General features: G+C 61.2%; 27 protein-coding genes. 15 read left to right on the top strand and 12 right to left on the bottom strand.

The features are described 5' to 3' along the window. Positions 1-249: 249 nt before the first annotated feature. Positions 250-1,158, bottom strand: coding sequence for a LysR family transcriptional regulator (locus Q9295_RS00845; protein ID WP_306678768.1), 909 nt, complete (start codon positions 1,156-1,158; stop codon positions 250-252). Between the two features lie 87 nt (positions 1,159-1,245). Here Q9295_RS00845 and metF point away from each other — a divergent pair, with 87 nt between their 5' ends. From metF to Q9295_RS00870, 5 genes are all read left to right on the top strand, one after another. Continuing rightward, positions 1,246-2,115: a methylenetetrahydrofolate reductase [NAD(P)H] gene (metF, locus tag Q9295_RS00850; RefSeq protein ID WP_306678441.1), complete on the top strand. Its 870-nt coding sequence runs from the start codon at positions 1,246-1,248 to the stop codon at positions 2,113-2,115. Positions 2,116-2,251: 136 nt separating this feature from the next. Next, the gene (gene aroQ / locus Q9295_RS00855) at positions 2,252-2,689 is read left to right on the top strand and encodes a type II 3-dehydroquinate dehydratase (protein WP_306678443.1); all 438 of its coding nucleotides are present in this window, start codon (positions 2,252-2,254) and stop codon (positions 2,687-2,689) included. Next, the gene (locus Q9295_RS00860) at positions 2,686-3,459 is read left to right on the top strand and encodes an HpcH/HpaI aldolase family protein (RefSeq protein WP_306678445.1); all 774 of its coding nucleotides are present in this window, start codon (positions 2,686-2,688) and stop codon (positions 3,457-3,459) included. Before aroQ ends, Q9295_RS00860 begins: the two co-directional genes overlap by 4 nt. Continuing rightward, positions 3,452-4,591, top strand: coding sequence for an AMP-binding protein (locus Q9295_RS00865; protein WP_306678447.1), 1,140 nt, complete (start codon positions 3,452-3,454; stop codon positions 4,589-4,591). Before Q9295_RS00860 ends, Q9295_RS00865 begins: the two co-directional genes overlap by 8 nt. Further along, positions 4,588-5,703, top strand: coding sequence for a thiolase family protein (locus Q9295_RS00870; RefSeq protein WP_306678449.1), 1,116 nt, complete (start codon positions 4,588-4,590; stop codon positions 5,701-5,703). The genes Q9295_RS00865 and Q9295_RS00870 overlap by 4 nt, the downstream gene beginning before the upstream one ends. A gap of 12 nt (positions 5,704-5,715) precedes the next feature. Here Q9295_RS00870 and Q9295_RS00875 read toward each other — a convergent pair whose 3' ends face one another. From Q9295_RS00875 to Q9295_RS00895, 5 genes are all read right to left on the bottom strand, one after another. Further along, a complete protein-coding gene (locus Q9295_RS00875) occupies positions 5,716-6,285 on the bottom strand; it encodes a biotin transporter BioY (protein ID WP_306678450.1) in 570 nt (189 codons plus the stop codon). Positions 6,286-6,317: 32 nt separating this feature from the next. Then, entirely contained in the window at positions 6,318-6,914 is a 597-nt protein-coding gene (locus tag Q9295_RS00880; protein ID WP_306678452.1) for a CbiQ family ECF transporter T component, read from the bottom strand. Then, a complete protein-coding gene (locus Q9295_RS00885) occupies positions 6,889-7,608 on the bottom strand; it encodes an energy-coupling factor ABC transporter ATP-binding protein (RefSeq protein ID WP_306678454.1) in 720 nt (239 codons plus the stop codon). Before Q9295_RS00885 ends, Q9295_RS00880 begins: the two co-directional genes overlap by 26 nt. 187 nt (positions 7,609-7,795) lie before the next feature. Continuing rightward, positions 7,796-8,056, bottom strand: coding sequence for a YMGG-like glycine zipper-containing protein (locus tag Q9295_RS00890; RefSeq protein WP_306678456.1), 261 nt, complete (start codon positions 8,054-8,056; stop codon positions 7,796-7,798). 104 nt (positions 8,057-8,160) lie between these two features. Continuing rightward, the gene (locus Q9295_RS00895; RefSeq protein WP_306678458.1) at positions 8,161-9,438 is read right to left on the bottom strand and encodes a 4-aminobutyrate--2-oxoglutarate transaminase; all 1,278 of its coding nucleotides are present in this window, start codon (positions 9,436-9,438) and stop codon (positions 8,161-8,163) included. A gap of 238 nt (positions 9,439-9,676) precedes the next feature. Here Q9295_RS00895 and dprA point away from each other — a divergent pair, with 238 nt between their 5' ends. Both dprA and topA read left to right on the top strand, forming a co-directional pair. Beyond that, a complete protein-coding gene (dprA, locus tag Q9295_RS00900) occupies positions 9,677-10,870 on the top strand; it encodes a DNA-processing protein DprA (RefSeq protein WP_306678459.1) in 1,194 nt (397 codons plus the stop codon). 98 nt (positions 10,871-10,968) lie between these two features. Next, positions 10,969-13,683, top strand: a complete 2,715-nt coding sequence (topA, locus tag Q9295_RS00905) for a type I DNA topoisomerase (RefSeq protein WP_306678461.1) — start codon at positions 10,969-10,971, stop codon at positions 13,681-13,683. A 54-nt stretch (positions 13,684-13,737) separates the two neighbouring features. Here the strand turns inward: topA and choV are convergent, their stop codons facing one another. The 4 genes from choV to choX form a co-directional block, all read right to left on the bottom strand. Continuing rightward, positions 13,738-14,763, bottom strand: coding sequence for a choline ABC transporter ATP-binding protein (gene choV, locus Q9295_RS00910; RefSeq protein ID WP_306678463.1), 1,026 nt, complete (start codon positions 14,761-14,763; stop codon positions 13,738-13,740). Then, a complete protein-coding gene (gene choW / locus Q9295_RS00915) occupies positions 14,760-15,611 on the bottom strand; it encodes a choline ABC transporter permease subunit (RefSeq protein WP_306678465.1) in 852 nt (283 codons plus the stop codon). Before choW ends, choV begins: the two co-directional genes overlap by 4 nt. A 61-nt stretch (positions 15,612-15,672) precedes the next feature. Further along, complete coding sequence (locus Q9295_RS00920; RefSeq protein ID WP_306678467.1) at positions 15,673-16,578, bottom strand: alpha/beta fold hydrolase; 906 nt, start codon at positions 16,576-16,578, stop codon at positions 15,673-15,675. Continuing rightward, the gene (choX, locus tag Q9295_RS00925; protein ID WP_306678469.1) at positions 16,575-17,504 is read right to left on the bottom strand and encodes a choline ABC transporter substrate-binding protein; all 930 of its coding nucleotides are present in this window, start codon (positions 17,502-17,504) and stop codon (positions 16,575-16,577) included. Before choX ends, Q9295_RS00920 begins: the two co-directional genes overlap by 4 nt. Positions 17,505-17,589: 85 nt before the next feature. Here choX and betI point away from each other — a divergent pair, with 85 nt between their 5' ends. The 4 genes from betI to Q9295_RS00945 all read left to right on the top strand — a co-directional run bounded on the left by betI (position 17,590) and on the right by Q9295_RS00945 (position 21,126). Beyond that, complete coding sequence (gene betI / locus Q9295_RS00930) at positions 17,590-18,186, top strand: choline-binding transcriptional repressor BetI (RefSeq protein WP_306678769.1); 597 nt, start codon at positions 17,590-17,592, stop codon at positions 18,184-18,186. Next, on the top strand, positions 18,183-19,178 hold the full coding sequence (locus tag Q9295_RS00935; RefSeq protein ID WP_306678471.1) for a threonine ammonia-lyase: 996 nt from the start codon (positions 18,183-18,185) through the stop codon (positions 19,176-19,178). Before betI ends, Q9295_RS00935 begins: the two co-directional genes overlap by 4 nt. After that, complete coding sequence (gene betA, locus Q9295_RS00940) at positions 19,175-20,824, top strand: choline dehydrogenase (RefSeq protein ID WP_306678473.1); 1,650 nt, start codon at positions 19,175-19,177, stop codon at positions 20,822-20,824. Before Q9295_RS00935 ends, betA begins: the two co-directional genes overlap by 4 nt. Before the next feature lie 65 nt (positions 20,825-20,889). Next, positions 20,890-21,126, top strand: coding sequence for an HP1242/YdcH family protein (locus Q9295_RS00945; RefSeq protein ID WP_306678475.1), 237 nt, complete (start codon positions 20,890-20,892; stop codon positions 21,124-21,126). Between the two features lie 59 nt (positions 21,127-21,185). On the opposite strand, the gene Q9295_RS00950 is transcribed toward Q9295_RS00945, so the two are convergent. After that, complete coding sequence (locus Q9295_RS00950; RefSeq protein WP_306678476.1) at positions 21,186-22,583, bottom strand: helix-turn-helix domain-containing protein; 1,398 nt, start codon at positions 22,581-22,583, stop codon at positions 21,186-21,188. A gap of 118 nt (positions 22,584-22,701) precedes the next feature. Further along, positions 22,702-23,049 carry a DMT family protein gene (locus tag Q9295_RS00955; protein ID WP_306678478.1) on the bottom strand — a complete coding sequence of 116 codons (348 nt, stop codon included), beginning with the start codon at positions 23,047-23,049 and terminating at the stop codon, positions 22,702-22,704. Positions 23,050-23,250: 201 nt separating this feature from the next. On the opposite strand from Q9295_RS00955, the gene Q9295_RS00960 reads away from it, so the two are divergent. The 4 genes from Q9295_RS00960 (at position 23,251) to Q9295_RS00975 (ending at position 26,089) form a co-directional block, all read left to right on the top strand. Continuing rightward, positions 23,251-24,783: an acyl-CoA carboxylase subunit beta gene (locus Q9295_RS00960; protein WP_306678480.1), complete on the top strand. Its 1,533-nt coding sequence runs from the start codon at positions 23,251-23,253 to the stop codon at positions 24,781-24,783. A gap of 3 nt (positions 24,784-24,786) precedes the next feature. Further along, on the top strand, positions 24,787-25,209 hold the full coding sequence (locus tag Q9295_RS00965; protein ID WP_306678482.1) for a DUF6497 family protein: 423 nt from the start codon (positions 24,787-24,789) through the stop codon (positions 25,207-25,209). Between the two features lie 223 nt (positions 25,210-25,432). Next, entirely contained in the window at positions 25,433-25,558 is a 126-nt protein-coding gene (locus Q9295_RS00970) for a hypothetical protein (RefSeq protein WP_306678776.1), read from the top strand. A 138-nt stretch (positions 25,559-25,696) separates the two neighbouring features. Further along, entirely contained in the window at positions 25,697-26,089 is a 393-nt protein-coding gene (locus Q9295_RS00975; protein WP_306678483.1) for a hypothetical protein, read from the top strand. Positions 26,090-26,176 lie beyond the last annotated feature (87 nt).

Raw genomic sequence — 26,176 nt, forward strand, 5'->3', positions numbered from 1 at the left:
ATGTGCCTTAGGCGCCGCCCTGCGCGTCACGCAGGGCAAAGACAGGGCCGAAGGTCTGATCCTTGTGCATCATCATGGCGTGATCCTGCCGAGGCCTAGGCGATTCGCCAAGAGATTAAGCTTTTGCAGGGTTTTCCGATGTCAGGCCGGAAACCATACGTCGCCCATACCTTTGCCATACGTCAGCCATACGTCTTTTGGCACTGGTCCCGGCGGTTAACGACTTTGGCGGGGCGTTAACCTTTGCCTTCACAAATCGCGCTGCAACTTCACCGGCTCGGTCCGCGCCAACCGCAAGAAATGCGCGATATAGGGTTTGGCAACATCCTCTTCGCGGGTCGCGCCATACATCCGCTTTGTCACCGGATCAGGCCCTAAGGGCTTGGTAACATAGTCAGAATGCCACTTCACTTCCCGCATCACCCAGTCCGGCAACACCGCCACCCCGCGCCCCGAGGCCACCAGCATCAAGATCACCGCCGTCAATTCCGCCGTCCGATGCGCCCTTGGTTCCACCTTGGCTGGCGTTAAGATTTCACTGAACACATCTAACTTGTCGCGCCCCACCGGATAGGTGATCAAAACCTGATCGCGAAAGTCTTCAGCCGTGATAAAGTCCTTATCTGCCAGTGGGTTATTTGACGCGGCCACAAAGGTCGGATGGTAGTCAAACAAAGGATTAAACCCCACCCCCGGCATCGGCCCCGCCTCCGAGGCGATCACCAGATCCACCTCCTCCCGGTGCAGCGCGGGAAACGCATCAAAAGCAAACCCCGCCCGAATATCCACATCCACCTCCGGCCAAGCCCGCCGGAACAGGTCGAGCACCGGAAAAAGCCAATCAAAACAAGCATGGCACTCGATGGCGATATGCAGCCTTCCGGATTTTCCAGACCGTAAAGCGCGGAATTCTTCCTCCATCGCGTCCATTTCCGGCAAGATACGCTCAGCCGCCTTAAGCATTCGATAACCGGCCGCTGAAAGCCGCATGGGCTTGGAACGCCTCACAAAAAGCTCCATCCCGGCCTGAGCTTCCAGCCCCGCGACCTGATGGCTCAGCGCTGATTGCGTCATGTTCAACAGATCCGCCGCCCGCGCCAAACCGCCAGCTTGATGGATCGCCCGGATCGTCCGCAGGTGCCGCAACTCAATGTACATGAGGTCAACCACATAATGATGCTGAAAACTATGAATTGGTCTCACATTCGTTAAGGTGCGACAAGAGGCGCGTCGAAGGAGACTGTCATGACCCAATCGCCGCGCATCAGCTTTGAATTCTTCCCGCCGCAGACGCTGGATGCGTCCTTCCGGCTCTGGGACACTGTTCAGGCTCTGTCTCCGATGCAGCCGGAATTCGTCTCGGTCACCTATGGCGCGGGCGGAACGACACGCAAGTTGACCCATGATGCGGTGGCAACGATCCAGCGCAATTACGGGCTGAACGTCGCGGCGCATCTGACCTGCGTTGATGCGACACGGGCCGAAACTCTAGAGATTGCAGCAGCTTACGCCGAGGCTGGCGTGACGGAGATCGTCGCTCTGCGCGGGGATGCGCCGAAAGGCGCCCAGAGGTTCAGTCCACATCCAGAGGGTTTTGCTTCCTCGGTCGAACTTGTGGAGGCGCTGGCCCAGAGCGGCAAATTCAAGATCCGTGTCGGCGCTTATCCTGAGCCGCACCCAGATGCAGCGGCTGGTGCCTCAGATGTCGAATGGCTCAAACGCAAGATCGACGCGGGTGCCAGCAGCGCGTTAACCCAGTTTTTCTTCGACGCGGACACGTTCTTCCGCTTTCGCGACGCTTGCGCCAAAGCCGGCATCACGGCGCCGATCATCCCCGGCATCCTGCCGATCATTTCTTGGGAGGGCGCGCGCAAATTCGCCTTGCGTTGCGGCACGGCCGTTCCCAAACGGCTCGATGAGGCCTTCACCCGCGCCATCGCCGACGGGCGGGAGGAGCTTTACGCCTTGGCACAATGTACAGCGCTTTGCGACCGCCTCATCGAGGGCGGCGTCGATGACTTGCATTTCTACACCCTCAATCGTCCGGAAATGACGCGTGAGGTCCTCCGCGCTTTGGGTGTCCAGCCGAAGATTGCCCTAGAAAAAGTGGCCTGACTTCAAACCATTGCCTGAAATTTCTCTCCCTATGCGGCCCCTTAGCTCCGGCGGGGGCCGTCTTTTTTGCTAGGCTCTTGTTCCGGGGGCGCTATAGGCTAAGGTCGGCGCGCAACTGCCCAAGGGAACGCTGGCGATGACGCAAATCCTGCTGCTGAACGGCCCAAATCTTAACCTTCTGGGCCTGCGTGAGCCCGAGATTTACGGTCATGAAACGCTGGCGGATGTCGTCTCTGCCTGTAGCGAGCTGGCCAGCGAACTGGGCCTCAGCCTGCGGGCAGAGCAGTCCAATCATGAGGGCGTGCTTGTCGACTTGATCCAAGCCGCGCGGGGCGTTGCTGCCGGGATTATCATCAATCCTGCCGCCTATTCCCACAGCTCTGTGGCCATTCTCGATGCTCTGAACGCCTTTGCGGGGCCAGTTCTCGAAGTGCACATTTCGAACATTCATAAGCGTGAAGCCTTCCGGCACCACTCCTTCGTTTCGGCCCGTGCTGAAGGCGTGATCGCTGGCTTTGGCACCGAGGGCTATCTTTTGGCAGTGCGGCGCATGGCAAGCTTGGTGGCGAAATGACCTTAATGATCAACACCTTTAAGCGTGCTCTTAAAGCTGGCCATTCGCAGATCGGCATTTGGAACACGATCGCTGGCCCTGTGGTGCCTGAGCTTCTGGCCGGGACTGGCTTTGATTGGATACTGTTAGATACCGAACATTCCGTCACGGACTTGCCCGATCTGGTACCCATGTTGCAGGCGGTTGCCGCTTATCCGATTGCACCGGTCGTGCGCCCGCAGGCCAACGACACAGTGCTGATCAAACGCGCGCTTGATTTAGGGGCGCAGACCCTTTTACTGCCCTATATCCAGACCCCCGCCGAGGCCGAAGCCGCAGTCCGCGCCATGCGTTATGCCCCGCGTGGCATCCGAGGCGTCTCGGGCCTGACCCGTGCAAGCCGCTTTGGCGCGATTAAGGATTACGTCAATCGGGCCGAGGATGAGCTTTGCCTGATCGTTCAGGTCGAAACCGGTGAGGCTTTGTCGCGCCTAGAGGAAATCGCCACCGTGGACGGGGTGGATGCGGTCTTCATCGGGCCTTCCGACCTGGCGGCCAGCCTTGGTCACCCCGGCAATGCCGGTCATCCTGATGTGGTGTCTAAAGTGGAAGAGGCGATTTTGCGGCTGAAGGCGGTGGGCGTGCCGTCTGGTATTTTGACGCTGGATCAAGCCTTTGCACGCCGCTGCCTTGAATTGGGCACCACATTTACCGCCGTTGGTGTCGATATGGCGTTGCTGCGCAATGCGGCTCTGGCCTTGGCGAAGGGCTTCGGCCGGCCGCATGGCTGATCTGGCGGCTTTCACCCTGCATCCTCTGGCCCAGATTCTGGGCCCGTCCGGCGCGGCGGTGTCTGCCGCCGCCGCTGCGTCCATTATCGATCCGGCTCAGGGCGCCTCGGCGATCCATGCGGCGTTGGCGCAAGGGGGGGGGGTTCGCATCGGTTTGCCGCAGGCGCCTGCGCCCGCAACTGACGGGTTCGAGACGCTGACCTCGGGCTCAACCGGCACGCCCAGACGGATCCATCGCAGCATCGCCAGTTGGACCCGGTCCTTCGCGGTGCACGCGCAGCTTTTCAATATCGGGCCGGGGCGTCGCGTCGCGGTTTTGGGCAGCTTAGAGCACTCGCTGTCGCTTTACGGGGCGATGGAGGCGGCATGCCTTGGCGCCGAGCTGCACCTCTTGGCCGGTTTGCGGGCGGATCGGCAGAGTGTGGCGCTGGCAGAGCGGGCAGTTGAACTCCTTTACGCGACCCCGGCGCAACTGCGGGGCCTGGCCGAGCCGATGCCCGAACTGCGGCTTGTGCTGGTCGGCGGCTCGAAACTGGACGCGGCTTTGCGCGCGCATTTGCACCAGCTTGCTCCGCAGGCTGATGTGCGCGAATTCTACGGTGCGGCCGAGGCTTCATTCATCACCTTGGCCGATGCTCAGACGCCAGAAGCTTCCGTGGGGCGCGCCTATCCGGGGGTGGAGATCGACATTCGCAATGGCGAGGTATGGGTCAAAAGTCCCTATCTTTTCAATGGCTATGCTTCTGACCCAGGCGGGGCGCATTGGCATGACGGCTGGCTCTCGGTGGGCGAGATGGGGCGGCTGCAAGGGGGTGAGCTCTACTTGCATGGCCGCAAAGGCCGCATGGTCACGGTGGCCGATCACAACGTCTTCCCCGAAGAGATCGAGGCGCTGATGGAGACGCTGCCCGGCGTCCAACGCGCTGCGATTCTGGCCGAGCCTGACCCCAAGCGAGGCCATGTTTTGCATGCGGTGGTGCAGGGGGATCCCGCGCAAGAAGCGGCGCTGATGGCGGCGTTGCGCGCCCAACTGGGGGCGATGAAAGCGCCGCGCTCGATCCGGTTCTTGACCGATTGGCCGGTGACTTCAGCTGGCAAAACCGACCTTGCAGCGGTGCGGGGGCTGCGGTGACCCCGCGCCTTGTTGCGGCCCGACGCAGCGCTGTGGCGCCGCAGGGCGGTGCCTTTCGCGGACTGCGGATCGAAGATTTGGCGGCTCCGGTGCTGCAGGCGGTTCTGGCGGATGCGGGGTTGCAGCCTTGGGACGTCGATGAGCTGATTTGTTCTAACGCCTTGGGAGCAGGGGGAAATCCGGCACGGCGCATCGCATTGGCGGCAGGTTTGCCCGAGCGTGTGGCAGGGCTTTCGATCGACCGGCAATGCGCGGGCGGGTTGGACGCGATTGGTCTGGCGGTCGCGCTGGTTGCAGCGGGGCAGGTGCGAGTGGTGCTTGCGGGCGGCGCCGAAAGCCACTCTTTGCGTCCCTTGCGGGCCATGGCTGATCCTTTTGGCGGCGCAGCGCGGGCCTATGATCAGGCGCCCTTCACGCCGTGGCCCGACCGCGATCCTGGCATGGCAGAGGCCGCGGCTGCTCTGGCGGCGCGGCTGGGCATTTCCCGAGTTGAGGCCGATGAATATGCGGTTGAAAGTCATGCCCGTGCTTTGGCAGCGGATTTCTCAGATGAGGTTGTGCCGCTGGCAGGCCTGCAGCGCGATCCCTTCACCCGCAAGCTCACGCCGGAGGTGGCAAGGCGTGCCAAGGCTTTGCCGGGGCAGGAGGGCCAAGTTTTGACGGCCGCCAATACGGCTGTGGCGGCGGATGCCGCCGCATTCGTGCTGGTGGTCGCCGATGATATTGCGCAAGGGCGAGGGCTGAGGGTCACTGGCGCGGCCACTTTGGGGGCTGACCCGACGCAGCCCGGTCTTGCGCCGATTCCTGCGATTGCGCAGGCCTTGGTCAAGGCCAAGCTGCGACCGCAAGACCTGCATCAGGCCGAGGTGATGGAGGCCTATGCGGTGCAAGCCATCGCTTGTCTGCGCGGGGCAGGATTGGACCCTACGCTGGTCAATCTGAAAGGCGGCGCCTTGGCGCGAGGTCATCCGATTGGCGCCTCGGGCAGCATCTTGGCGGTGCGTCTGTTTCACGACCTATGCAGGGTGACCGGACCCGCAAAGGGGCCCGGTTTGGCTGCCATTGCCTCGGCGGGTGGCATTGGGGCAGCGATGGTCTTCAGCGCCGATTAGGGCGCTAAAGGATCAGTTGAACGCAGAGACAGGCAGGGTTTGCGGGCGCGACAAGAGCGAGCCGGGGCGGGCCTGCGCAATAGCTTGGGTGACCAGACCCGCCAGCACCACCTTGATCACATCGCCCGGCAAGAAGGCCATGCCAAGCATTGCAGCTTCGGACAGAGTTTTCCCAAGCACGATGGCCATGCCACTGATGCCAAAGATGTAAAGCACCGCGATGCCGCCGATGACGGAAGCGGCACCAGCCGCGATGCCGACCGGCAAAGTGGTGCGCTCCATCACCCAGCCGGCGACGAAGGCGGCAAAGGGGAAGCCGATGAAATACCCTGCGGAGGGCTGGGTGAAGACGCCGATCCCCCCGCGACCGCCCGACAGAAGCGGCAGACCGGCCGCGACCAATGCCATGAAAAGCAACACCGCCAAAGCGCCGCGCCGCGCGCCGAGAACGGTGCCACAGAGCATAACACCCAGCGTTTGCGCGGTGATGGGAACACCGGCGCCCAGAGTGATCTGCGGGACAAGCCCAAGCACCGCAATCAGGGCTGCGAAAAGCGCGATATGGGTCAGGCTACGTTCCATCAAAATCTCCTAAAACTGGGTAAGGGGGCAGGTTAATCAGCGCCGCCCCGCGCGCGCAAGGCCTCAGCCGCTTGATCTGCGGCGTCAAGGGCGGCGAGGGCGGCCGGCACCACCAACCGCCAGCCCGGACGGCGCGCGCTGCGAGCGCGGTGGGCTTGGGCCAAAAGCGCCATACGCTCGGCCAGATTGGGGATGAAGCGGATCACCAAAGCGAAGGCCATCGCCAGCCGGCGTGGCGGCAGCAGGGGCGAGAGCGGGCGGGCCAGCATCTCAAAAACGCTGAGCATGTCGGAAAGGCGGGTGGTCATGGTGACAAGGTTGGCCGCTGCAACGGCAAGCCCCATGCGCAGCACCAGAAAAGCTCCATCGGCCAGCGCCCCGGTCCACAGATGCCACAAGGCCAGCACCAGCACGAAAGGCCAAAGCGGTTTCAGCATCCGCAGCGCGTGGGATGCAAAGCGCCGCCCGAAACTCAGCTGCAAAGCGGCAAGCGCCAAGGCCAGACCGGCCAATACCCAAAGGTTGCTGATCTGGAAAAGGCCCAGGGTGAAAACCGCCAGTCCGGCAAGTTTGGCGCCAGCGGGCAGGCGGTGCAGAGGGGTCTCAACCGGCGAGGTCAGCGTCAGCATCGGCCTCTCCGATCCGCGCCATTTCGGCGGTGAACTGCGGCAAAACTTGATCCGCCGGGCCATCGGCATGCAGCCGTCCGGCCTCCAGCCAGATCACCCGCTCGGCCTTGGCGGCGCTGGCGGGGTCATGCGAGATCGTGATCAGCCGCTGCGGCAAAGCCTCAAGCCGGCGCGTGACGCGAGCGATGGCGGGCAGATCAAGGCCGGAAAAGGGCTCATCGAGAAGGATGGTCTCGGGCGCCATCAACAGCACCGCTTGCAGGCAAAGCCATTGCTTTTGGCCACCTGAGAGCGTGGAGACCGAGGCTTGCGCCCAATGCGCACGGCCCTCGGCGGCGAGTGCGTCGCGGGTGCGGCGCAGTGCGTCTTTCTGCGTCATGCCCTGCTGGCGCAGGCCAAAGGCCAACTCCTCTTCCACGGTGGGGAAAAGGATTTGATGTTCAGGGTTTTGAAAGAGGATGCCAATGCGTTGCAGCGCGCCTTTGCGGTCGCGGTAGGGGTCAATCCCCTCGACCGTCACCGCGCCATGCGAGGGCGCAACCAGCCCCGCGATCAGCCGCAAAAGCGTGGTCTTGCCGCTGCCATTGCGGCCGATAATGGCGATCCGACGCTGGTCAAGCTGCAGGTTCAGCCCCGCCAGAATGACCTTGCCCGCCGCCGCATAGCCCAAATCGCGTAGGGTGATCCCCGCCATAAGGCCTCCCATCGCGGCGCTGAGGATTTGCGGCCGCATCTCGGGCGCGAGATAACCGTGCAGGCGTCAAAGTGACAATGGCAAAATGCCAAAGGGGGGCAGGGGATGCCGGGCAGATGTAGAAAAGGGCAGGTAAAAACCTGCCCCGCACTCGTTACCAAAACGTAAACTTTTTCAGATCGAAGGATCAGCAGTTCGCGATGAAGCGGTTGCCGTTCGCATCGCGGTAGTAGCATTTGCCCGGCTGATTGGTTTTGCCGAGATAGGTGCCCGCGATCGCGCCCACTGCGGCGCCTGCCAGAGCACCTGTCACGCGGTCGCTTTTGTTAGAAACAGCTGCGCCCACCGCAGCCCCGGTCAGGGCGCCCACGGTTGTGTTTTGTTCGGGCGTCGCCACGCAGCCTGCCAGAGCAAGCGCGGCAATCGGTGTGATGAAGAGGAGTTTCATTGTGAATTCCCGAGGTGATGAACAGAGCATGCCACCAACGCCTCGGATCGAATTCGGTTCCCTGCGGCAGAGATATCTGCCGCAGGGGGGGGAAGAAGGTCGGCTTAGCTTTGGCGCGCTGCCGCGACCGAGGCTTCGATGATGCCAAGCGCTTCGGTGAAATGCGCCTCGGGGATGGTGATCGGGGCAAGGAAGCGCACGACGTTGCCGTAAACGCCGCAGGTCAAAAGGATCAGCCCGCGCTTTTGCGCCTCAACCCGGACGCGGTTTGTGAAACCGGCGTCGGGCTCTTTGCTGGACGGATTGGCGAATTCCACCGCCACCATGAATCCCGGGCCGCGGATGTCGGTGATCTCAGGCGTCGTGGCGCGGATTTCCTCAAGCTTTTGCTTCAAGCGGCTGCCCAACTCGTTGGCGCGGGCGCAAAGCTGCTCTTCCTCGATCACGTCCAAAACGGCATGCGAGGCGGCAATGCCAAGCGGGTTGCCGGCATAGGTGCCACCCAGGCCGCCGGGGTTGGCCGCATCCATCAACTCGGCTTTGCCGGTGACGGCGGCCAGCGGCAGACCACCTGCCAGCCCCTTGGCCATCGTGGTCAGATCGGCGGCCACGCCGTAAGCTTCCATCGCAAACATATTGCCGGTGCGGGCAAAACCGGTCTGCACCTCATCTGCGATCATCACGATACCGTGTTGGTCGCAAAGCGCGCGGATGGCTTTCACCAGATCGGCAGGCGCGGGGTTGAAGCCGCCTTCGCCTTGCACCGGCTCAAAGATGATGGCCGCGACGCGGGCCGGGTCGAGATCGGCTTTGAAGAGCTTTTCAATCCCCGCCATGGCGTCTTTGGTCGAGATGCCTTGCGGGCCCATCGGGAAGGGGACGTGGTAAATCCCCGGCATCATTGAGCCGAAGCCTTTTTTGTAGGGCTCAACCTTGCCAGTCAGCGCCATGCCCATGAAGGTCCGGCCGTGGAAGCCGCCGCCAAAGGCGATCACCGCATCGCGCCCAGTGGCGATCCGAGCGATCTTGATCGCGTTCTCGCAAGCTTCGGCACCGGTGGTGACGAAGATGGTCTTCTTGGCGAAATCGCCGGGGACAAGCCCGTTCAGTCGCTCGGCCAGCGCGATGTAATTTTCGTAAGGCATCACCTGATGGCAGGTGTGGGTGAATTTATCGAGCTGTGCATGAACCGCCGCCATGACCTTGGGGTGACGGTGGCCGGTGTTGACCACGGCGATCCCGGCGGCAAAGTCGATGTAGCGATTGCCTTCGATATCCCAAACCTCGGCGTTCAGCGCCTTATCCGCATAGATCTGGGTTTGCATCCCAACGCCGCGGGAAATCGCCTCATCCCGGCGCTTAGCAACATCTGCATTCTTCATGGCATGGCTCCCTTAGGGGCGAGTCTGCCCCGAATTCTGCGGCTATTTGATCAAAATTCCTCAGGCCGATCAATCGAGGAGTTAGCGCCAGTTGCTTGGCTTGGATCGGGCCAGATGTGGTGGATTTGCGACTGTGGAGAGAGGGGCGTGAGCGCGGCAAAAATATTTCTGCGTCTCTTCAGCTTTCGTTAACCGCTCTGGCGCCATTGTGCGACTCGCGGATGAGGCGAGGTTGGGCATGGCGGACGGCTTCTTTTCGACCCCCACACACCCCAGACCACCCCGTTCAGAGGACGAACGGCTTGACTGGCTTCGTCTCATTCGCTCCCGCAGGGTTGGCGCTGTCACCTTTCATCGCCTGTTGGCCGAACACGGCTCGGCACGCGATGCTTTGGCGGCCCTGCCTGAACTTGCGTTGGCCGCGGGGGTGAAGGATTACCGCTGCTGTCCGGCAGAGGTTGCGCAGGCCGAATATGCCGAAGCCCGGATTGCGGGCGCATATGCGCTTTGTTTCGGGGATGATGGCTATCCTGCTGCCCTGATGGAGCTGCCGGATGCGCCGCCGCTCCTTTGGGTGCAGGGCGATATCGGCTTGTTGCAAAGGCCGAAGCTTGCCTTGGTGGGCGCGCGCAATGCCTCATCCTTAGGGCTGCGCATGGCCACGCGGCTGGCCGAAGGGCTGGGGCAGGCGGGCTACGCCATCGTCTCGGGTCTTGCGCGCGGCATCGACAAAGCGGCGCATGAGGCGGCTTTGCCGACGGGTACGATCGCCGTGCAAGCGGGCGGGGTTGATGTCATCTACCCTGAAGAGAACGCCGCTCTTGCCCAAAAAATCCGCGAGCAAGGGGTGCGGATTTCCGAGCAACCGATGGGGGCAAATCCGCAGACGCGACATTTTCCTCTCCGCAACCGGCTGATCGCAGGCCTATCGCAAGCCGTGGTCGTCGTGGAAGCCGCGGCCCGCTCAGGCAGTTTGATCACCGCCCGCAATGCCGCCGATCAGGGGCGTGAGGTGATGGCCGTGCCCGGTCACCCCTTTGATCCGCGCGCCGCCGGCTGCAATATGCTTTTGCGCGACGGCGCAGCCCTGATCCGCAACCCAACCGATGTGCTTGAGGCTTTGGGCCAGCCGTCCCCACTTTCGCCCTCGGCTCAGCCCCCAGAGCCTGAGATTCGGGCGGCCCTTGCCAAGAAAGCCCCGCCGCCCTTGCCCGGCCCGGTGCCCGCCACCCGTCCGCTGTCTGAGATGTCCGAGCTGCATTCGCGCATACTTGCCCGCCTTGGGCCGAGCCCCTTGGCCGAAGATCAACTCATCCGCGATCTCGCGATGCCCCCGGCGCATCTGGCACCCGCCCTTTTGCTGCTTGAGCTTGAGGGGGAAATCCTTCGTCAACCGGGCGGGCTTCTAAGCCGCAGCTCAGCGGGCATTTGATCGCGTCACTGCACATCGCTCAGCGGTGCGGTTGACAATAGACCGCTTTGCCCCACATCTAGCCCCCGCCTCCGTGCCGTTGGACCTAAGGGGATTCCATGCCAGTTGTCGTCGTCGAATCTCCAGCTAAAGCCAAGACAATCAACAAATATCTTGGTCCAGACTTCGTGGTCTTGGCCTCTTACGGCCATGTGCGCGACCTGCCGCCCAAGGACGGTTCGGTCGATACCGAGCATGATTTCGACATGAAATGGGAAGTCGCCTCGGACAGCAAAAAGCACATTCGTGCGATCAGCGAAGCGCTGAAGTCCGATGACACCCTGATCCTCGCAACCGACCCTGATCGCGAGGGCGAGGCGATTTCGTGGCACCTGAAAGAAGCGCTGCAATCCAGCCTGAAGAAGGGCAAAACCGTCTCGCGCGTCACCTTTAACGCCATCACCAAAGAAGCGGTGACCAAGGCGATGAAGGAGCCACGCGACATCGACACGCCGCTGGTTGAGGCCTATCTCGCCCGTCGCGCGCTGGATTATCTGGTGGGCTTCACCCTCTCGCCGGTGCTGTGGCGCAAACTGCCGGGCGCGAAATCCGCCGGTCGTGTGCAGTCGGTTTGCCTGCGCTTGATCGTCGAGCGCGAGATGGAGATCGAGGCGTTCAAGGCGCAAGAATATTGGTCTGTGAAGGCGGTGCTGCGCACCCCGCGCGGCCAAGAATTCGAAGCGAGCTTGGTCACCTTGGGTGGCAAGAAACTGCAAAAATTTGACATTCCAACGGCGACTGCTGCAGAATTGGCGGTGCAGGCTGTCACTTCTCGAACATTTTCGGTTGCCGGCGTGGAATCGAAGCCCGCCACGCGCAACCCCTGGCCGCCATTCATGACCTCGACGCTGCAACAAGAGGCCAGCCGCAAATATGGCATGGGCGCCAAGCAGTGCATGAACGCAGCCCAGCGTCTCTATGAGGCCGGCCACATCACCTATATGCGGACCGACGGCATCGATATGGCGCCCGAAGCGGTGATGGCGGCGCGCAGCGAGATTGAGAAGCGCTTCGGCAAATCCTACGTCCCCGACAGCCCGCGGATGTATAAAAACAAGGCCAAGAATGCGCAGGAAGCGCATGAATGTATCCGCCCGACGGATATGGCGATGGGCCCCGAGAAGATCCGGGCCGAGGATGATCAACGCAAGCTCTATGATCTGATCTGGAAGCGCACCATCGCGAGCCAAATGGCGGCGGCACGGATGGAGCGGACCTCGGTCGATGTCACCAGCCCGGATGGGCAGGTGGCTTTGCGCGCCAATGGTCAGGTCGTGCTTTTTGATGGTTACCTGAAAGTTTACGATCAGGGCCGCGACGACAAGCAAGATGGCGATGAGGATGACGAAGGTCGTCTGCCGCAGATCATGCAAGGCGAGGGCGTCGAGAAGGGCGCGATCACGCCGGATCAGCATTTCACTCAAGCCCCGCCGCGCTATACCGAAGCGACTTTGGTCAAGCGGATGGAAGAGCTGGGCATCGGTCGCCCCTCGACCTATGCCTCGGTGCTGTCCACCATTGTGGACCGCGAATATGTTCGCAAAGACAAGAACCGGCTCTTCCCCGAAGATAAAGGCCGTTTGGTCACCGCTTTCTTGGCCAACTTCTTCAAGCGCTATGTGGAATATGATTTCACGGCCGATCTTGAAAATGAGTTGGACGATGTCTCGGCGGGCGAGCGGGATTATAAGGAAGTTCTGGCACGGTTCTGGCGTGATTTCAGCGCCGCTGTGGCCGAAACCTCGGATCTTCGGATCTCTGAGGTGCTTGATAAGATTGATGATTTCTTGTCTCCGCATCTTTACCCGGCTCGGGCAGATGGCAGCGATCCGCGCGCTTGCCCGACCTGCGGCTCCGGGCGGTTGCATCTGAAAACCGCGCGCTCGGGCAGCGCATTTATCGGTTGCGGCAATTATCCCGAATGCCGCTACACGCGGCCTTTGGCGGGCGATGCGGAAAATGTCGCCTCGGACGGGCGGATTTTGGGCCATGATGAGAATGGAGCCGAGATCTCGCTGCGCTCGGGCCGGTTTGGCCCTTATGTGCAGCGTGGCGAAGCGACGGAAGAAAAGCCCAAGCCCGATCGCGCCAGCCTGCCCAAAGGCTGGACGCCGGATGGTTTGACGCTGGAGCGCGCTTTGGCGCTGCTGTCTTTGCCGCGTCAGGTGGGCAATCACCCCGAAGATGGCGTGATGATCGAGGCGGCGATTGGCCGTTTTGGACCTTATGTGAAGCATGGCAGCACCTATGCCAACCTGCCCGATGTGGAAGAGGTCTTCAGCATCGGCATGAACCGCGCGGTTGAGGTTTTGGCGCAAAAGCTGAGCCGTGGCCCCGGACGTGGTGCCGCAGCGCAGCCTTTGCGCAGCCTTGGCGCGCATCCTGACGGCGGCGAAGTGCAGGTTATGCCTGGGAAATACGGCCCATACGTCAAATGGGAGAAGGTGAACGCCACCTTGCCCAAGGACGAGACACCGGAAGAGGTGACGCTGGAGCGCGCGCTTGAACTGATCACGGAGAAGGCCGCAAAGGGCGGCAAAAAGCCCGCGCGCAAGGCGGCGGCAAAGCCTGCGGCCAAGGCGAAGGCCCCGGCTAAAAAGCCGGCTGCGAAGAAGGCTCCGGCTAAAAAGGCGGCGGCTGAGGCGGTTGAGGGCGAGGCGGTTGCTGCTCCGGCGAAGAAGCCAGCGGCTAAGAAGGCGGTGGCGAAAAAGCCTGCGGCGGCAAAGACCGCTGCCAAAAAGCCTGCGGCGAAAAAGGCAGACGCGACCGAGTAAGCTTTGGACGAAGTTCGCAAAAAGCCGCTCCGAAACTTGGGGCGGCTTTTTGATTTAGGCGCGCGGGTTCAAAAGTTTGCGCATCACATCGCCCGAGCGGATGACGCCCAGCTTTGCGCCGCCTTGCACCACGGCGATCACCTCAGAGCCGCTGCGCAGCATCTCCATCACCTGTTTGACCGGCGTCTCGGGAGCGATCTCAACCGTTCCGCCGTCACCCTGCACCATGACATCGCTGGCTGTCAGCACGCCAAGCGGGTTCATATGCGCCACGAAATCAGCCACATAGTCGGAAACCGGGTTGGCAATGATCTCGCGCGCGGTGCCGCATTGCACGATCCGGCCACCTTCCATCAAAGCGATGCGGTTGCCGATCTTGAAGGCCTCATCCAGATCGTGACTGACGAAAACGATGGTCCGGCGCAGCTTGGCCTGCAGGTCCAACAGCTCGTCTTGCAGCTTGGCGCGGATCAAGGGGTCTAGCGCGGAGAAGGGCTCATCCATCAAAAGGATCGGCGCTTCGGTGACAAAGGCGCGGGCAAGGCCGACGCGCTGCTGCATGCCGCCCGACAGCTCTCCCACCTTGCGATCCGCCCATTGTGAGAGGTTCACCAAGGCCAGCTGCTGGTCGACACGCGGCCGTCGCTCGGCCGGGGGAATGCCGGCGAGTTCAAGCCCAAGGCCGACATTTTCGCGCACCGTGCGCCAGGGCAGCAGGCCAAACTGTTGAAACACCATCGCAATTCGGTTGGCCCGCAAGCGGCGCAAAGTTGCCGGATCAGCATGGGTGACCGAGACCATTTGATCGCCGTCCAGAACCCGCACCTCACCCCGCACCACGGGGTTCAGCGCATTGACCCCGCGCAGCAAAGTGGACTTGCCCGAGCCGGAAAGCCCCATCAGCACCAGGATTTCGCCCTCAGCCACGGTGAGGTTGCAATTGTGCACGCCCAGCACTTGGCCGGTCTCGACCTGAACGTCAGCGCGGGACTTCATCGCATCCATCAGTGGCAAGGCGCGCTCGGGCGCATCGCCGAAAACGATGGAAACATTGTCGAATTCTACGGCTGCGCGGCTCATTTGCGTGTCACCCTTAGCATGCGGTCCAGCATGATCGCGACCACCACGATCACCAGCCCAGATTCAAACCCAAGGGCCGAGTTATTTTGGCCAAGCGCGCGCACCACTGGGATGCCAAGGCCATTGGCGCCAACCATCGCGGCGATCACCACCATCGAAAGCGACAGCATGATGGTCTGGTTCAACCCCGCCATGATCTGCGGCAGGGCATAGGGCAGCTCGACCTTCCAGAGCTTCTGTCGCGGCGTGGCACCAAAGGCGGTGGCGGCCTCGACCAAGGCCTGCGGCGTGGCCGAGATGCCCAGATAGGTCAGCCGGATCGGGGCAGGGACCACGAAGATCACCGTGGCCAAGAGGCCCGGCACCATGCCAAGGCCGAAGAAAACCACGGCCGGGATAAGGTAAACGAAGGTCGGCAAGGTCTGCATCAAATCAAGGATCGGCGACATCGCGGCGTAAAGCCTTGGCCGATGCGCAGCCGCAATGCCAATCGGCACCCCAATCGCCATGCAAAGCATGCAAGAATAAAAAAGCAGCACCAGGCTTTCGGTGGTGGCTTTCCAATAGCCTTGGTTCAGGATGAAAAGGAAGCCGATGAGCACCAGCAAGCAGATCTTCCAAGACCGCTGCAGATACCATGTGAGGGCGACGAACAGCGCCACCACGATCATGGGGTGCGGATATTGGATCAAAGACAACGTGCCGCTGATCAGCCAGCCGAAGGCATCGCTGATGCCGTCAAACAGCGGACGCGCATTGTTTTTAAGCCAGTCGACCGCTTGTTTGGCCGCCCAACCAACCGGTATTTTATCGAAGAGCCAAGGAAATGTGGTTTGAAACCAGTCCATGTGTCTATCGCCTGTTTGGGTGGTGCCCGCCCCCAAAATGGCGGAGGCGGGCAAAGGCCAATCAATCGGCCAAGAAACCTGCAATCACTGGACCAACTGTCTCAGGAATCTCCCAAAACATATTGTGGCCATTCTCGGCGTAAGTCTCGTGCTTGGCCTGCGGCAGAACCGCTTTCAGCCGATCTTGGGTGGCCGCATCGAAAAGACCGTCTTGCGCGCCCCAAATGATCAGCACTGGCGCTTTGATCCGTGCTGCCAGGGGCGACCAATCGGTTGCCGAGAGACCCTCGAGCACGCCTTGCCAGGTCTGGCGCGGGGTGGCCGCACTTTCGGCGCGCTCACGGTCGATGAAATCCACCGCAACCGGCGTGGGGTTCCAATACCAATCGAGCATGAATTGGCTATTCGGATCAATGGTTTCTGGCAGCGTGGGAACGTTTTCCCACAACCAGTCAGCGCTCGCCTGCGGCACAGCGAGTGCCGAGCTGATCAGCACAAGCCGATCAACCTTTTCGGGGTGCAGGGCTGCAAAAACCGCCCCCGTCATCGAGCCCAGCGAATGGCCCACCACATCGGCCTTGGCGATATCTTTGGCTTGCATAAAGCCGTCGAGATCCGAGGCCAAGTCCAACGGCGTATAGCAGCACTCAGGGGCCGAGGATTTGCCGTGACCGCGCAGGTCAATGGCGTAGATATGCCGGCCCGCAATCAGCTCGGGCGCCAAGAGCGACCAGCTGCGGCTGTTGTCGGTGTAGCCGTGGATCAGGATCAACGGCGCGCCCGCCGTATCGCCCATCTCGACAAAGCCGATGGTCTGGCCTGACTTCAAAGTGACGGTCTGACGTGCCGCATTCCAGCCTTCTTGGCTGGGCACCGGCAGAACTTCTGCCAGTGCCGGTGCCGAAAACGAAGCCGAAAGGGAGGCTGCAACCAGAACCGCCGCCGCGATCCGGGAGGGCCTGATCATTGCAGGGCGGCCGTCACAGCTGCTTTTGCATCGCCGCCATCCTTGGTGGTCACGCCGTCCAACCACGCTTCCCAAGCCGCCGGATTGGCTGCGAGCCAGGCCTTGGCTGCCTCGCGCGGATCGGTGCCGTCATTGAGGATGGCGCCCATGATCTCATTCTCCATCGCAAGCGTGAAGCTGAGGTTTTGCAGCATCTTACCGGTATTGGGGCATTCAGCGACATAGCCCTTGCGGGTGTTGGTCGCCACGATCGCACCGCCGAAATCGGGGCCGAAGACCTCATCGCCGCCTGCAAGATAGGTCAGCTTGAAGTTGGCGTTCATCGGATGCGGCTCCCAGCCCAGGAAGACGATCGGCTGGCCCGCACCGGTTTTGCGGTCGACCTCAGCCAGCATGCCTTGCTCAGAGCTTTCAACGATGTTGAATTTGCCCAAGCCAAATTGGTCGGCGGTGATCATGTCCAAGATCAGGCGGTTGCCGTCATTGCCGGCCTCGATGCCGTAAATATTCGACTCAAGCGCCTCGGCATGATCCTTGATCGCGTTGAAATCGGTGATGCCAAGCGCTGCACCGGCCTCATTGGTGGCAAGGGTGTATTTCGCGCCCTCAAGGTTGGTGCGCACGGTGTCGACGGTGCCGGCCTCGCGGTAGGTGGCGATATCCGCCTCCATCGTCGGCATCCAGTTGCCCAGGAAGACATCGATGTCGCCCTCGGCCAAGCCGGCGTAAGTCACCGGAACGGAAAGGATATTGGTCTCGGTCTCATAGCCAAGCGCTTCCAGCACCAAAGTGGTGGCGGCGGTGGTGGCGGTGATGTCGGTCCAACCCACATCCGAGAAGACAATCTTGTCGCAGCCAGCGGCAAAAGCGCTGCCGGCGCAAGCAAAGGTCACGGCGGAGGTGAGTAGCATGGTGCGGATAGTCATGGTGGCTCCCCGGTTTTTGTTGATTGACGAGTCAATAAACTTCGTGCTTCGTCGGTTTGGCAAGAGAATTGTTGAGTCCGAAAAAATGCCGAAGCTTGGTATGGAACCTATCCGTAAGGCCGCGCTGGTGAAAGCCACGATTGTAGAAATCGGGCGGGCTGGATCATTGGATGTAACCGTCAGCAAAATCGCCAAACGTGCGGGCATGTCGGCGGCGCTGGCGCATCATTATTTCGGCTCAAAAGAAGAGATCTTTTTGGCGGCGATGCGCCATATTCTTACTGTATATGGCGCCGAGGTGCGGGGCGCTTTGGCGGTGGCCGAAGGGCCGCAGAGCCGCGTTCGTGCCATATTGCACGCCAGCTTCAGCCCCAGCAATTTTCGCCGCGAGGCTGTGGGCGCTTGGCTCAACTTCTGGGTTCTGGCGCAAACCGTGCCTGAGGCAAAGCGTTTGGTTGCGATCTACCAACGCCGTTTGCGCAGCAATCTGAGCGCCGCACTGCGGCCTGAGGTTGGCGCGCATGCACCGCGTATCGCTGAGACGATGGGTGCTTTGATTGACGGTTTATACCTGCGTGAAGTGTTGAAAACGGGGGCCCCGGATGGGGCTGCCGCTGTGAAGATGGCGCTGGCAACGCTTGAGGCTGAACTGAATCAATTGAGGGCGCAGACCCAGCTATGACTTTGCCTACACAAGAAATTTTGAACGCAGCCTATGCGGCGACCCGTGCCGTAGCGCGTGAAACGCCGCTGCTGCAAAGCGAACCGCTGACCAAGATGACTGGAGCGACGGCGCTTTTTGTCAAAGCCGAAGGACTGCAAAAGGCTGGCTCGTTTAAGCTGCGCGGTGCCTATTGGCGGCTCTGCGGGTTGAGCGCAGAAGAGCGTCAGCGTGGCGTGGTGGCCTATTCTTCGGGCAATTTCGCCCAAGGGCTGGCGCTTGCCGGGCGCGAGCTTGGCGTGCCAGTTACCATCGTCATGCCGGCCGATGCGCCCGAAATGAAGCGCCGAGCGACCGAGGGGTTCGGCGCCAAAGTCGTTCTTTCGCATCACGGTGATCGCCCGCGCGAGGAAGCAGCTTCGGCCTTGGCGATCCAACTCGCGGGTGAACAGGGCTTGGTCCTGCTGCATCCGTTTGACGATCCCGCGATCGTGGCCGGTCAGGCCGGTGCCGCGCTTGAAGCGATCGCGCAGATCGGGGCCGCACCTGACGTTTTGGTGGCCCCCGTCGGCGGCGGCGGCTTGATGGGAGGGGCGGCCTTGGCGCTGCGCGCTGCAAACCCCCGCGCCGAGATCTGGGCGGCAGAGCCCGAGGGCTATGACGGAATGGGCCGCTCTTTGGCGGCGGGAGAGCGCGTCAAAGTACCCGGCGGCGCCACGATTTGCGATGCGTTGCAAGCCACGATGCCGGGTGAAGCGCCCTTTGCAGCCTGCCAAGCCGCCGGAGTGCGCGGTCTTGCCGTCACGGATGCCGAGGTGGCGCGCGCCATGCGCACCGCCTTTGATGAGCTGAAGCTGGTTCTTGAACCCTCCGGCGCTGTGGCGCTTGCGGCGGTCTTGGCAGGGCGGGTGCCGGTCGCGGGCAAGACGGTTCTCGTGGTGGCAAGCGGCAGCAATATCCCCTTCGCGCGCTTCTCAGAGCTTGTTGATAAGACAAAGGAATTGGTCGCATGAACGCCGATTACGTCATTGTGGGTGCAGGGTCCGCCGGTTGCGCAATGGCCTATCGTCTCGCCGAGGCAGGCAAGCGTGTTATCGTGATCGAGACCGGCGGCTCTGATGCGGGGCCTTTTATTCAAATGCCTGGCGCTTTGTCCTATCCGATGAATATGGGCATTTACGACTGGGGCTTTCAGTCCGAGCCCGAGCCGCATCTGGGCGGTCGCCGCCTTGCAACGCCACGCGGCAAAGTCGTCGGTGGCTCTTCCAGCATCAACGGCATGGTCTATGTGCGCGGTCACGCGCGCGATTATGACACCTGGGCCGAGATGGGCGCCGACGGCTGGCGCTACGCCGATGTGCTGCCCTATTTCAAGCGGATGGAGCACAGCCACGGCGGGCAGGGGCCTGACTGGCGCGGCGCGAATGGGCCTTTGCACATCACCCGCGGCCCGCGCTCGAACCCGCTGTTTGATGCCTTCATCGAAAGCGGTCGGCAGGCGGGCTATCCGGTGACCGCCGATTACAACGGCGAGCAGCAAGAGGGCTTTGGCCCAATGGAGGCGACGATCTGGAAAGGTCGCCGCTGGTCCGCCGCCAATGCCTATCTGAAACCCGCACTGAAGGGCGGCAATGTCCATATCGCTCGTGGTTTCGCACGCCGGGTGGTGATGGAGGGCAAGCGCGCCGTGGGGGTTGAAGTCGACACCAAGGCTGGTCGTCAGATCATCCGCGCGGGGCGTGAGGTGATCATCGCCGCCTCTTCGATCAATTCTCCGAAGCTTTTGATGCTCTCGGGCATTGGCGATGCGGCGCATCTGCGCGAGCATGGGATTGAGGTGGTGGCAGATCGTCCCGGCGTCGGGGCGAACCTGCAAGACCATATGGAAATCTACATGCAATTTGCCGCGGCCCAGCCGGTCACTTTGTATAAGTACTGGAACTTGTTTGGGAAAGCTTGGGTCGGCGCGCAATGGTTGTTGACGGGGGGCGGACTTGGCGCTTCAAACCAGTTCGAGGCTTGCGCCTTCATCCGCTCGAAAGCCGGGGTCGAATATCCCGATATCCAATATCATTTCCTGCCCATTGCCGTGCGCTATGATGGCAAGGCGGCAGCGGGTGGTCATGGCTTCCAAGCCCATGTCGGGCCAATGCGCTCAAAATCGCGCGGCTCGGTCACCTTGCGCTCGGGCTGCCCCGAGGACGCGCCGGTGATCCGCTTTAACTATATGTCCACGCCCGAGGATTGGGAAGATTTCCGCGCCTGCATCCGCCTCACCCGTGAGGTCTTCGGCCAAGAGGCGATGCAACCTTTCGTCAAATCCGAGATCCAGCCCGGCACCCTTCTGCAAAGTGACGAAGAGCTTGATGGCTTCCTGCGCGATCATGTCGAAAGCGCCTATCACCCCTGCGGCACCTGTCGGATGGGCCGCGCTTCCGATCCGATGGCGGTGGTGGATAATGAATGCCGGGTGATCGGCGTTGAGGGGCTGCGGGTGGCCGACAGTTCGATCTTCCCGCAGATCACCAATGGCAATTTGAACGGCCCCTCGATCATGACGGGCGAGAAGGCGGCAGACCATATCTTGGGCCGCACGCCGCTTGCTGCGCTGAACTCTGAGCCTTGGATCAATCCAAATTGGCAAACGTCTCAGCGCTAATTGATCGGGATCAAAGTAGAGCCTGTCATTCTCCTTCACATTGAACGGGTTAGAAGGAGAATGACATGTCGAACACGCCGCATACTCTGCAAGAAGAATTTCCCGGCGAGGGTGCCAAGATCTCAGCTCTGAAAGCTGAAAACCCGCGCTTCGCCAAGCTCTTGGAGCAATATGACGCGGTGAATGACAAGGTGCACCGCGCAGAGACTCGGCTGGATCTGATCACTGAAGAAGCCGAAGAGCATCTGCGCCGCGAACGGTCGCAGATCAAAGATGAGATCGCACGCGCCCTGCGCGGCTGATCTGATCGATGTCTCCGGCCGGTCGCCTCTTCAGAGGCCTCGGCCGGGGTTTGATCCGCCTAATCGGCGATTTCATAAGGCAAAAGACCCCGGCGATCGGGGTCAACTTTTAAGCGCCGCTCTAGGGGCGGTACCGAGCGTTGATGGCAGTCGCGGCGCTCGCAAATCCGGCAGGAAATGCCGATCGGCTCAAACCGGCCCTTGAGATCCAGCCCATCCGCATAGACCAGTTCATGGGCATGCTGCACCTCGCAGCCAAGACAAATCGCGTAGCGGCGAACCGGAGCGAGATAGGCACCGGCGGGTTTTGAGATGTCGCGGGCCAGGCAAAGGTAGCGCACCCCGTCCGGGGTTTCTGCCAATTGCCGCAAGAACTTGCCGGGCGTCTCGAAAGCGGCATGCACGTTCCACAGCGGGCAGGCCCCGCCGAAGCGGGCAAATTGAAGACGCGTGGCCGAGTGGCGCTTGGTGATCGTGCCCGCCTGATCGACACGAACGAAGAAGAAGGGGATGCCCTTGGCGCCGGGGCGCTGCATGGTGGAAAGGCGATGCGCCACCTGCTCGATGCTGGCGCCAAAGAGATCGGCAAGGCGTTCCAGATCGTAGCGGGTCTCTTTTGCCGCCTCTTGAAAGGCGCGGTAGGGCAAGAGCGCCGCACCGGCGAAGTAATTGGCCAAACCGATTTTGGCGATGTCGCGCGCCTCGGGGGTGGAAAAGCGCGCAAGGTCTAAGGTGGCCTCGAGAAGGCCATTTTGGGTCATCAGAGCAAGTTGATGCAGCAGTTGGAAGCGCCGTGTGGGACTGTGGGCTCGGGCGCTCAGATGCAGACGCCGCAGGCGCGGATCGTAATGCCTGATCTCGGAATTGTCCGAATACTGCACCGAGACGCCATGGTTTTTCAGCAGCTCTTCGGCCAGAATAACCACGTCTTTTCCTGCACTTGCCTGGGAAGCAAATGCCTCACCGGCACGGTCCACGGAATCGATGTAATTGTCGCAATAGTGAAAGAAGTCACGCACCTCTTCCCAAGGCGAGGGTTTCAAAGAAGTGCCCTCTCGCCCCAAGGCCTCATCCAATGAGGCCAGCCGCTCATGGCTCTGACGATAGGCCCGGTGCAGGTCTAGGAAAGCGCGGGCAAAGGCCGGTGCGTTTGAGGCGGCCAGTCGCAAATCGGCAAGTCCAGGTGCGGTCGCGGTAAAGACCGGATCGGCCAAAGCCTCCCGCATATCGCTGACCAAACGCTCACTTTCGCCGACCGTCAGTTCGGTCACATCCAGCCCGAACTCTTGTGCCAAAGCCAGAACCACCCCGGCCGAGACGGGCCGGTTGTTGTTCTCCATCTGGTTCAGATAGGGCAGGGAGACGCCAAGCTTGTCGGCAAAAACCTTCTGCGTCAGCGCCAAGCGGCCACGGATCTCGCGCAGTTTTACGCCGGCATAAAGCTTTTGAGTGGCCATCGCTTCCGCTCCTCTTTGCAAAGTTATTACAGGCTTTGCAAAGCGCTCAGCAAGGTGATTTGGTCGGCCCTTTAAGCGTGTAGCGCCGCAGGCACCTTGGTGCGGCGGGTCAGCGCGGTTACTTCGAGAAGATGAACCAAGCTCCAACGCCGATAAAAGCAAATCCGATCAGCGTCTTCGCGGTCAGTGGCTCTTTGAGGTAGAAGTAGGAAAACGCCACAAAGACGGTGAGCGTGATCACCTCTTGGATCGTCTTCAACTGGGCGGCGTTGTAGTGGCCGTGGCCGATCCGATTGGCGGGCACTTGCAGCAAATATTCAAAAAATGCGATGCCCCAGCTGATGAAAATCACCGCAAAAAGCGGGGCGGATTTGAACTTGAGATGCCCATACCAAGCGAATGTCATGAAGATGTTCGAGGCCAAAAGCAGGCCGATGGTCATGAACGGAACGGATAGCTGCGGCATGATCGCCCCTCTCTGCGCGTGATGCTGCTGCCATAGCGCGCGCCTTTGAAGCTGGCAAACATTTGCTTGTTTGCAATTTGCGTAAGGCTTTGTGTCAAGTGTTTGCAAATTTTCGCCTTTCCGCTTTTCGCATTGCTGCAACGGCGGTATGTTTAACGAAAGCCCTGCGGTTCCAGCGGGTCTGCTTGGCAAGGGGTACCCATGAAAGACATTCTGACCGAGCTTGAATCGCGGCGCGACAATGCGCGGGCCGGGGGCGGCGCGCGCCGGGTTGAGGCGCAGCATGCCAAGGGCAAGCTGACCGCGCGCGAGCGCATTGATTTGCTGCTTGATGAGGGCTCTTTCGAAGAGTTCGACATGTTCGTGCGCCATCGCTGCACCGATTTCGGCATGGAGGCCGAGCGGCCTGCGGGCGATGGTGTGGTCACCGGCTGGGGCACCATCAATGGCCGTATGACTTATGTCTTCAGTCAAGATTTCACGGTGTTCGGCGGCTCTCTGTCGGAAACCCATGCGCAAAAGATCTGCAAGATCATGGACATGGCCATGCAGAACGGCGCGCCAGTCATCGGGCTTAATGATTCTGGCGGTGCGCGGATTCAAGAGGGCGTTGCCTCGCTGGCAGGCTATGCCGAGGTGTTCCAGCGCAACGTTCTGGCCTCGGGTGTGGTGCCGCAGATTTCGGTGATTATGGGGCCTTGCGCGGGTGGCGCGGTCTATTCGCCGGCGATGACCGACTTCATCTTCATGGTGAAGGATTCGTCCTATATGTTCGTCACTGGCCCCGATGTGGTCAAAACCGTAACAAATGAACAGGTTACGGCGGAGGAACTTGGGGGCGCTTCGACCCATACCAAGAAGTCCTCGGTGGCTGATGGCGCCTTTGAGAATGACGTCGAGGCTTTGGCCGAGATCCGCCGGCTCTTCGATTTCCTGCCGCTGAACAATCGCGAAAAGCCGCCGGTGCGGCCGTTCTTTGACGATCCTGCACGCATCGAGAGCAGCCTTGATACGCTGATCCCCGACAATCCCAACCAGCCCTATGATATGAAAGAGCTGATCGGGAAGATCGCCGATGAGGGCGATTTTTATGAGATCCAAAAGGACTTTGCGGGCAATATCATCACCGGCTTTATCCGGCTGGAAGGGCAAAGCATCGGCGTCGTGGCCAACCAGCCGATGGTTTTGGCGGGCTGTCTTGATATCGACGCCAGCCGCAAAGCCGCGCGCTTTGTGCGCTTCTGCGACGCGTTTGAGATCCCGATCCTGACGCTGGTCGATGTGCCCGGCTTCCTGCCCGGCACGGCGCAAGAATATGGCGGCGTAATCAAACATGGTGCGAAACTGCTCTTTGCCTACGGCGAGGCGACGGTGCCGAAGGTCACCGTGATCACCCGCAAAGCTTACGGCGGCGCCTATGACGTGATGGCCTCCAAGCATCTGCGCGGCGATTTCAACTATGCTTGGCCCACCGCTGAGATCGCGGTGATGGGTGCCAAAGGCGCGGTTGAGATCCTTTATCGCAGTGAGCTGGGCGACAAAGAAAAGATCGCGGCGCGGACCAAGGATTACGAGGACCGCTTCGCCAATCCCTTCGTTGCCGCCGAGCGGGGCTTTATTGATGAGGTGATTCAGCCGCGCTCGACCCGGCGTCGGGTGTCGCGGGCCTTTGCCTCACTGCGCGGCAAAAAGCTGACCAACCCTTGGAAAAAACACGACAATATCCCGCTGTAATCCATGAAGATCGCATCGCGCCTTGCCCTTGCTACCGCTGCCAGCCTCTTGCTGGCCGCGGGCGCATGTGAAGAGCAAAGCGCACCCGAGGCCGAGGTCACGGGTGAGGCGATCGCCGTGCCCTCGGGGCGTGCGGTGCATGTGCTGGATGTGATCACCGATTTGCAGGGGCCAAGTGGCGCCACCGCGCGGTTCCGCTTTGTGGTTCCGGGCCTTAAGGCCGAAGAGGACGCCAGTGCCGATATGGAGGCGCTGTGCACCAGCTATGCCTTGCCGCGCACGGATGGCATGGTCCCGCCGCCGCAACAAATTGTGATCGTCTTCGCCGACCAGCCGGTGCCTTTTGGCGAGCAAGCCCCCGATGCTGTGCAGTTTTTTGAAGCCTTCTCTTTGCAGGATGGCGCCTGCATCTGGGAGATGTTCTGATGCTTGCACAACATGTTGATTTCTTTTGTAGCCAGACGCGAAAAGCTGATGTAACCCAGCCACAGCCGAACAACTTGGGCGGCCTGGCGTGTCATTCGCGCGGGTTCTCGGCTAGACTGATTGAAGGCCGAACCCAAGCGGCCTGGACCTCGCAATGGGGGCAGTCTGGCATGGTGCTGGATCTGACCCCCCAAGAACTATGGAGTAGAGGATGCAAAAGAGCATGCGTATCGTTATGGCACTCGCTATGGTTGGCTTCGTGGCCGCTTGCGCACAAAAAGAAGAAGAAGTCGTTTATGTGGACGAGTCGGTCTCGGTTGAGCCGACCTACACCGGCAAGTACAAGTAAGAATTTTTGTCAGGGCCGTGCGGCATCGACCGCCGGCCCTGACAGTCTCGCCCAAGAGCGGCGCGCAGGTCGCGCTGTTGGGGCTGCAAACCTCCCCAAATCACCGGACTTTTGTCCCCTAACTCGGGGGATTTCCCCATGTTGAAACACCGTGGGTTTCCTGGGCGTTTGCCCAGCACTGACCACCAGTTCCTGATCCGCCGCGCCAACCACAAAGACGGTCCGGCCAAGATCATTCGTCGTGAGCGGTTCAAGGACCGCAAATTCGGCGACCGGCAAGCCGACCAAGGCTTTATGGCAGCGCTCTGGCAGCACTTCGGCGAAGAGCCGTTTGAGCGTGGCAACCTTGATGCTGGCCGACTTTCGTGGCTCTTCGGCCGCGAGGTTGTTCCGGCTGAAGACCCCTTCGACCCGGCCTCCTATGAGGCTTTGTTGAAGATCGACGTCAAGCGCGCCGAGGCCTCGTTCCCCGAGGTCTTCTCCACCGGTGCTGACGCCGCCCAGTATGACTGGGACGAGGACGAGGACTGAGAATGTCTCCGCCCAAGGTCTTGTCTCTGCGTCGTTTTATGGCTGGCCGCCTTCTGGGCCAGCCAAAGGCGGTTGTTGGGGATGCGG

The sequence above is a fragment of the Pseudogemmobacter lacusdianii genome, assembly GCF_030848395.1.
Lineage (GTDB): Bacteria > Pseudomonadota > Alphaproteobacteria > Rhodobacterales > Rhodobacteraceae > Pseudogemmobacter > Pseudogemmobacter lacusdianii.

What these genes read in the sequence shown, in the direction of transcription:
- Q9295_RS00845 (WP_306678768.1), bottom strand. Translation starts at nt 1,158, where the DNA reads ATGTACATTGAGTTGCGGCACCTGCGGACGATCCGGGCGATCCATCAA.
- metF (WP_306678441.1), top strand. Translation starts at nt 1,246, where the DNA reads ATGACCCAATCGCCGCGCATCAGCTTTGAATTCTTCCCGCCGCAGACG.
- aroQ (WP_306678443.1), top strand. Translation starts at nt 2,252, where the DNA reads ATGACGCAAATCCTGCTGCTGAACGGCCCAAATCTTAACCTTCTGGGC.
- Q9295_RS00860 (WP_306678445.1), top strand. Translation starts at nt 2,686, where the DNA reads ATGACCTTAATGATCAACACCTTTAAGCGTGCTCTTAAAGCTGGCCAT.
- Q9295_RS00865 (WP_306678447.1), top strand. Translation starts at nt 3,452, where the DNA reads ATGGCTGATCTGGCGGCTTTCACCCTGCATCCTCTGGCCCAGATTCTG.
- Q9295_RS00875 (WP_306678450.1), bottom strand. Translation starts at nt 6,285, where the DNA reads ATGGAACGTAGCCTGACCCATATCGCGCTTTTCGCAGCCCTGATTGCG.
- Q9295_RS00880 (WP_306678452.1), bottom strand. Translation starts at nt 6,914, where the DNA reads ATGCTGACGCTGACCTCGCCGGTTGAGACCCCTCTGCACCGCCTGCCC.
- Q9295_RS00885 (WP_306678454.1), bottom strand. Translation starts at nt 7,608, where the DNA reads ATGGCGGGGATCACCCTACGCGATTTGGGCTATGCGGCGGCGGGCAAG.
- Q9295_RS00890 (WP_306678456.1), bottom strand. Translation starts at nt 8,056, where the DNA reads ATGAAACTCCTCTTCATCACACCGATTGCCGCGCTTGCTCTGGCAGGC.
- Q9295_RS00895 (WP_306678458.1), bottom strand. Translation starts at nt 9,438, where the DNA reads ATGAAGAATGCAGATGTTGCTAAGCGCCGGGATGAGGCGATTTCCCGC.
- dprA (WP_306678459.1), top strand. Translation starts at nt 9,677, where the DNA reads ATGGCGGACGGCTTCTTTTCGACCCCCACACACCCCAGACCACCCCGT.
- topA (WP_306678461.1), top strand. Translation starts at nt 10,969, where the DNA reads ATGCCAGTTGTCGTCGTCGAATCTCCAGCTAAAGCCAAGACAATCAAC.
- choV (WP_306678463.1), bottom strand. Translation starts at nt 14,763, where the DNA reads ATGAGCCGCGCAGCCGTAGAATTCGACAATGTTTCCATCGTTTTCGGC.
- choW (WP_306678465.1), bottom strand. Translation starts at nt 15,611, where the DNA reads ATGGACTGGTTTCAAACCACATTTCCTTGGCTCTTCGATAAAATACCG.
- Q9295_RS00920 (WP_306678467.1), bottom strand. Translation starts at nt 16,578, where the DNA reads ATGATCAGGCCCTCCCGGATCGCGGCGGCGGTTCTGGTTGCAGCCTCC.
- choX (WP_306678469.1), bottom strand. Translation starts at nt 17,504, where the DNA reads ATGACTATCCGCACCATGCTACTCACCTCCGCCGTGACCTTTGCTTGC.
- betI (WP_306678769.1), top strand. Translation starts at nt 17,590, where the DNA reads ATGCCGAAGCTTGGTATGGAACCTATCCGTAAGGCCGCGCTGGTGAAA.
- Q9295_RS00935 (WP_306678471.1), top strand. Translation starts at nt 18,183, where the DNA reads ATGACTTTGCCTACACAAGAAATTTTGAACGCAGCCTATGCGGCGACC.
- betA (WP_306678473.1), top strand. Translation starts at nt 19,175, where the DNA reads ATGAACGCCGATTACGTCATTGTGGGTGCAGGGTCCGCCGGTTGCGCA.
- Q9295_RS00945 (WP_306678475.1), top strand. Translation starts at nt 20,890, where the DNA reads ATGTCGAACACGCCGCATACTCTGCAAGAAGAATTTCCCGGCGAGGGT.
- Q9295_RS00950 (WP_306678476.1), bottom strand. Translation starts at nt 22,583, where the DNA reads ATGGCCACTCAAAAGCTTTATGCCGGCGTAAAACTGCGCGAGATCCGT.
- Q9295_RS00955 (WP_306678478.1), bottom strand. Translation starts at nt 23,049, where the DNA reads ATGCCGCAGCTATCCGTTCCGTTCATGACCATCGGCCTGCTTTTGGCC.
- Q9295_RS00960 (WP_306678480.1), top strand. Translation starts at nt 23,251, where the DNA reads ATGAAAGACATTCTGACCGAGCTTGAATCGCGGCGCGACAATGCGCGG.
- Q9295_RS00965 (WP_306678482.1), top strand. Translation starts at nt 24,787, where the DNA reads ATGAAGATCGCATCGCGCCTTGCCCTTGCTACCGCTGCCAGCCTCTTG.
- Q9295_RS00970 (WP_306678776.1), top strand. Translation starts at nt 25,433, where the DNA reads ATGCGTATCGTTATGGCACTCGCTATGGTTGGCTTCGTGGCCGCTTGC.
- Q9295_RS00975 (WP_306678483.1), top strand. Translation starts at nt 25,697, where the DNA reads ATGTTGAAACACCGTGGGTTTCCTGGGCGTTTGCCCAGCACTGACCAC.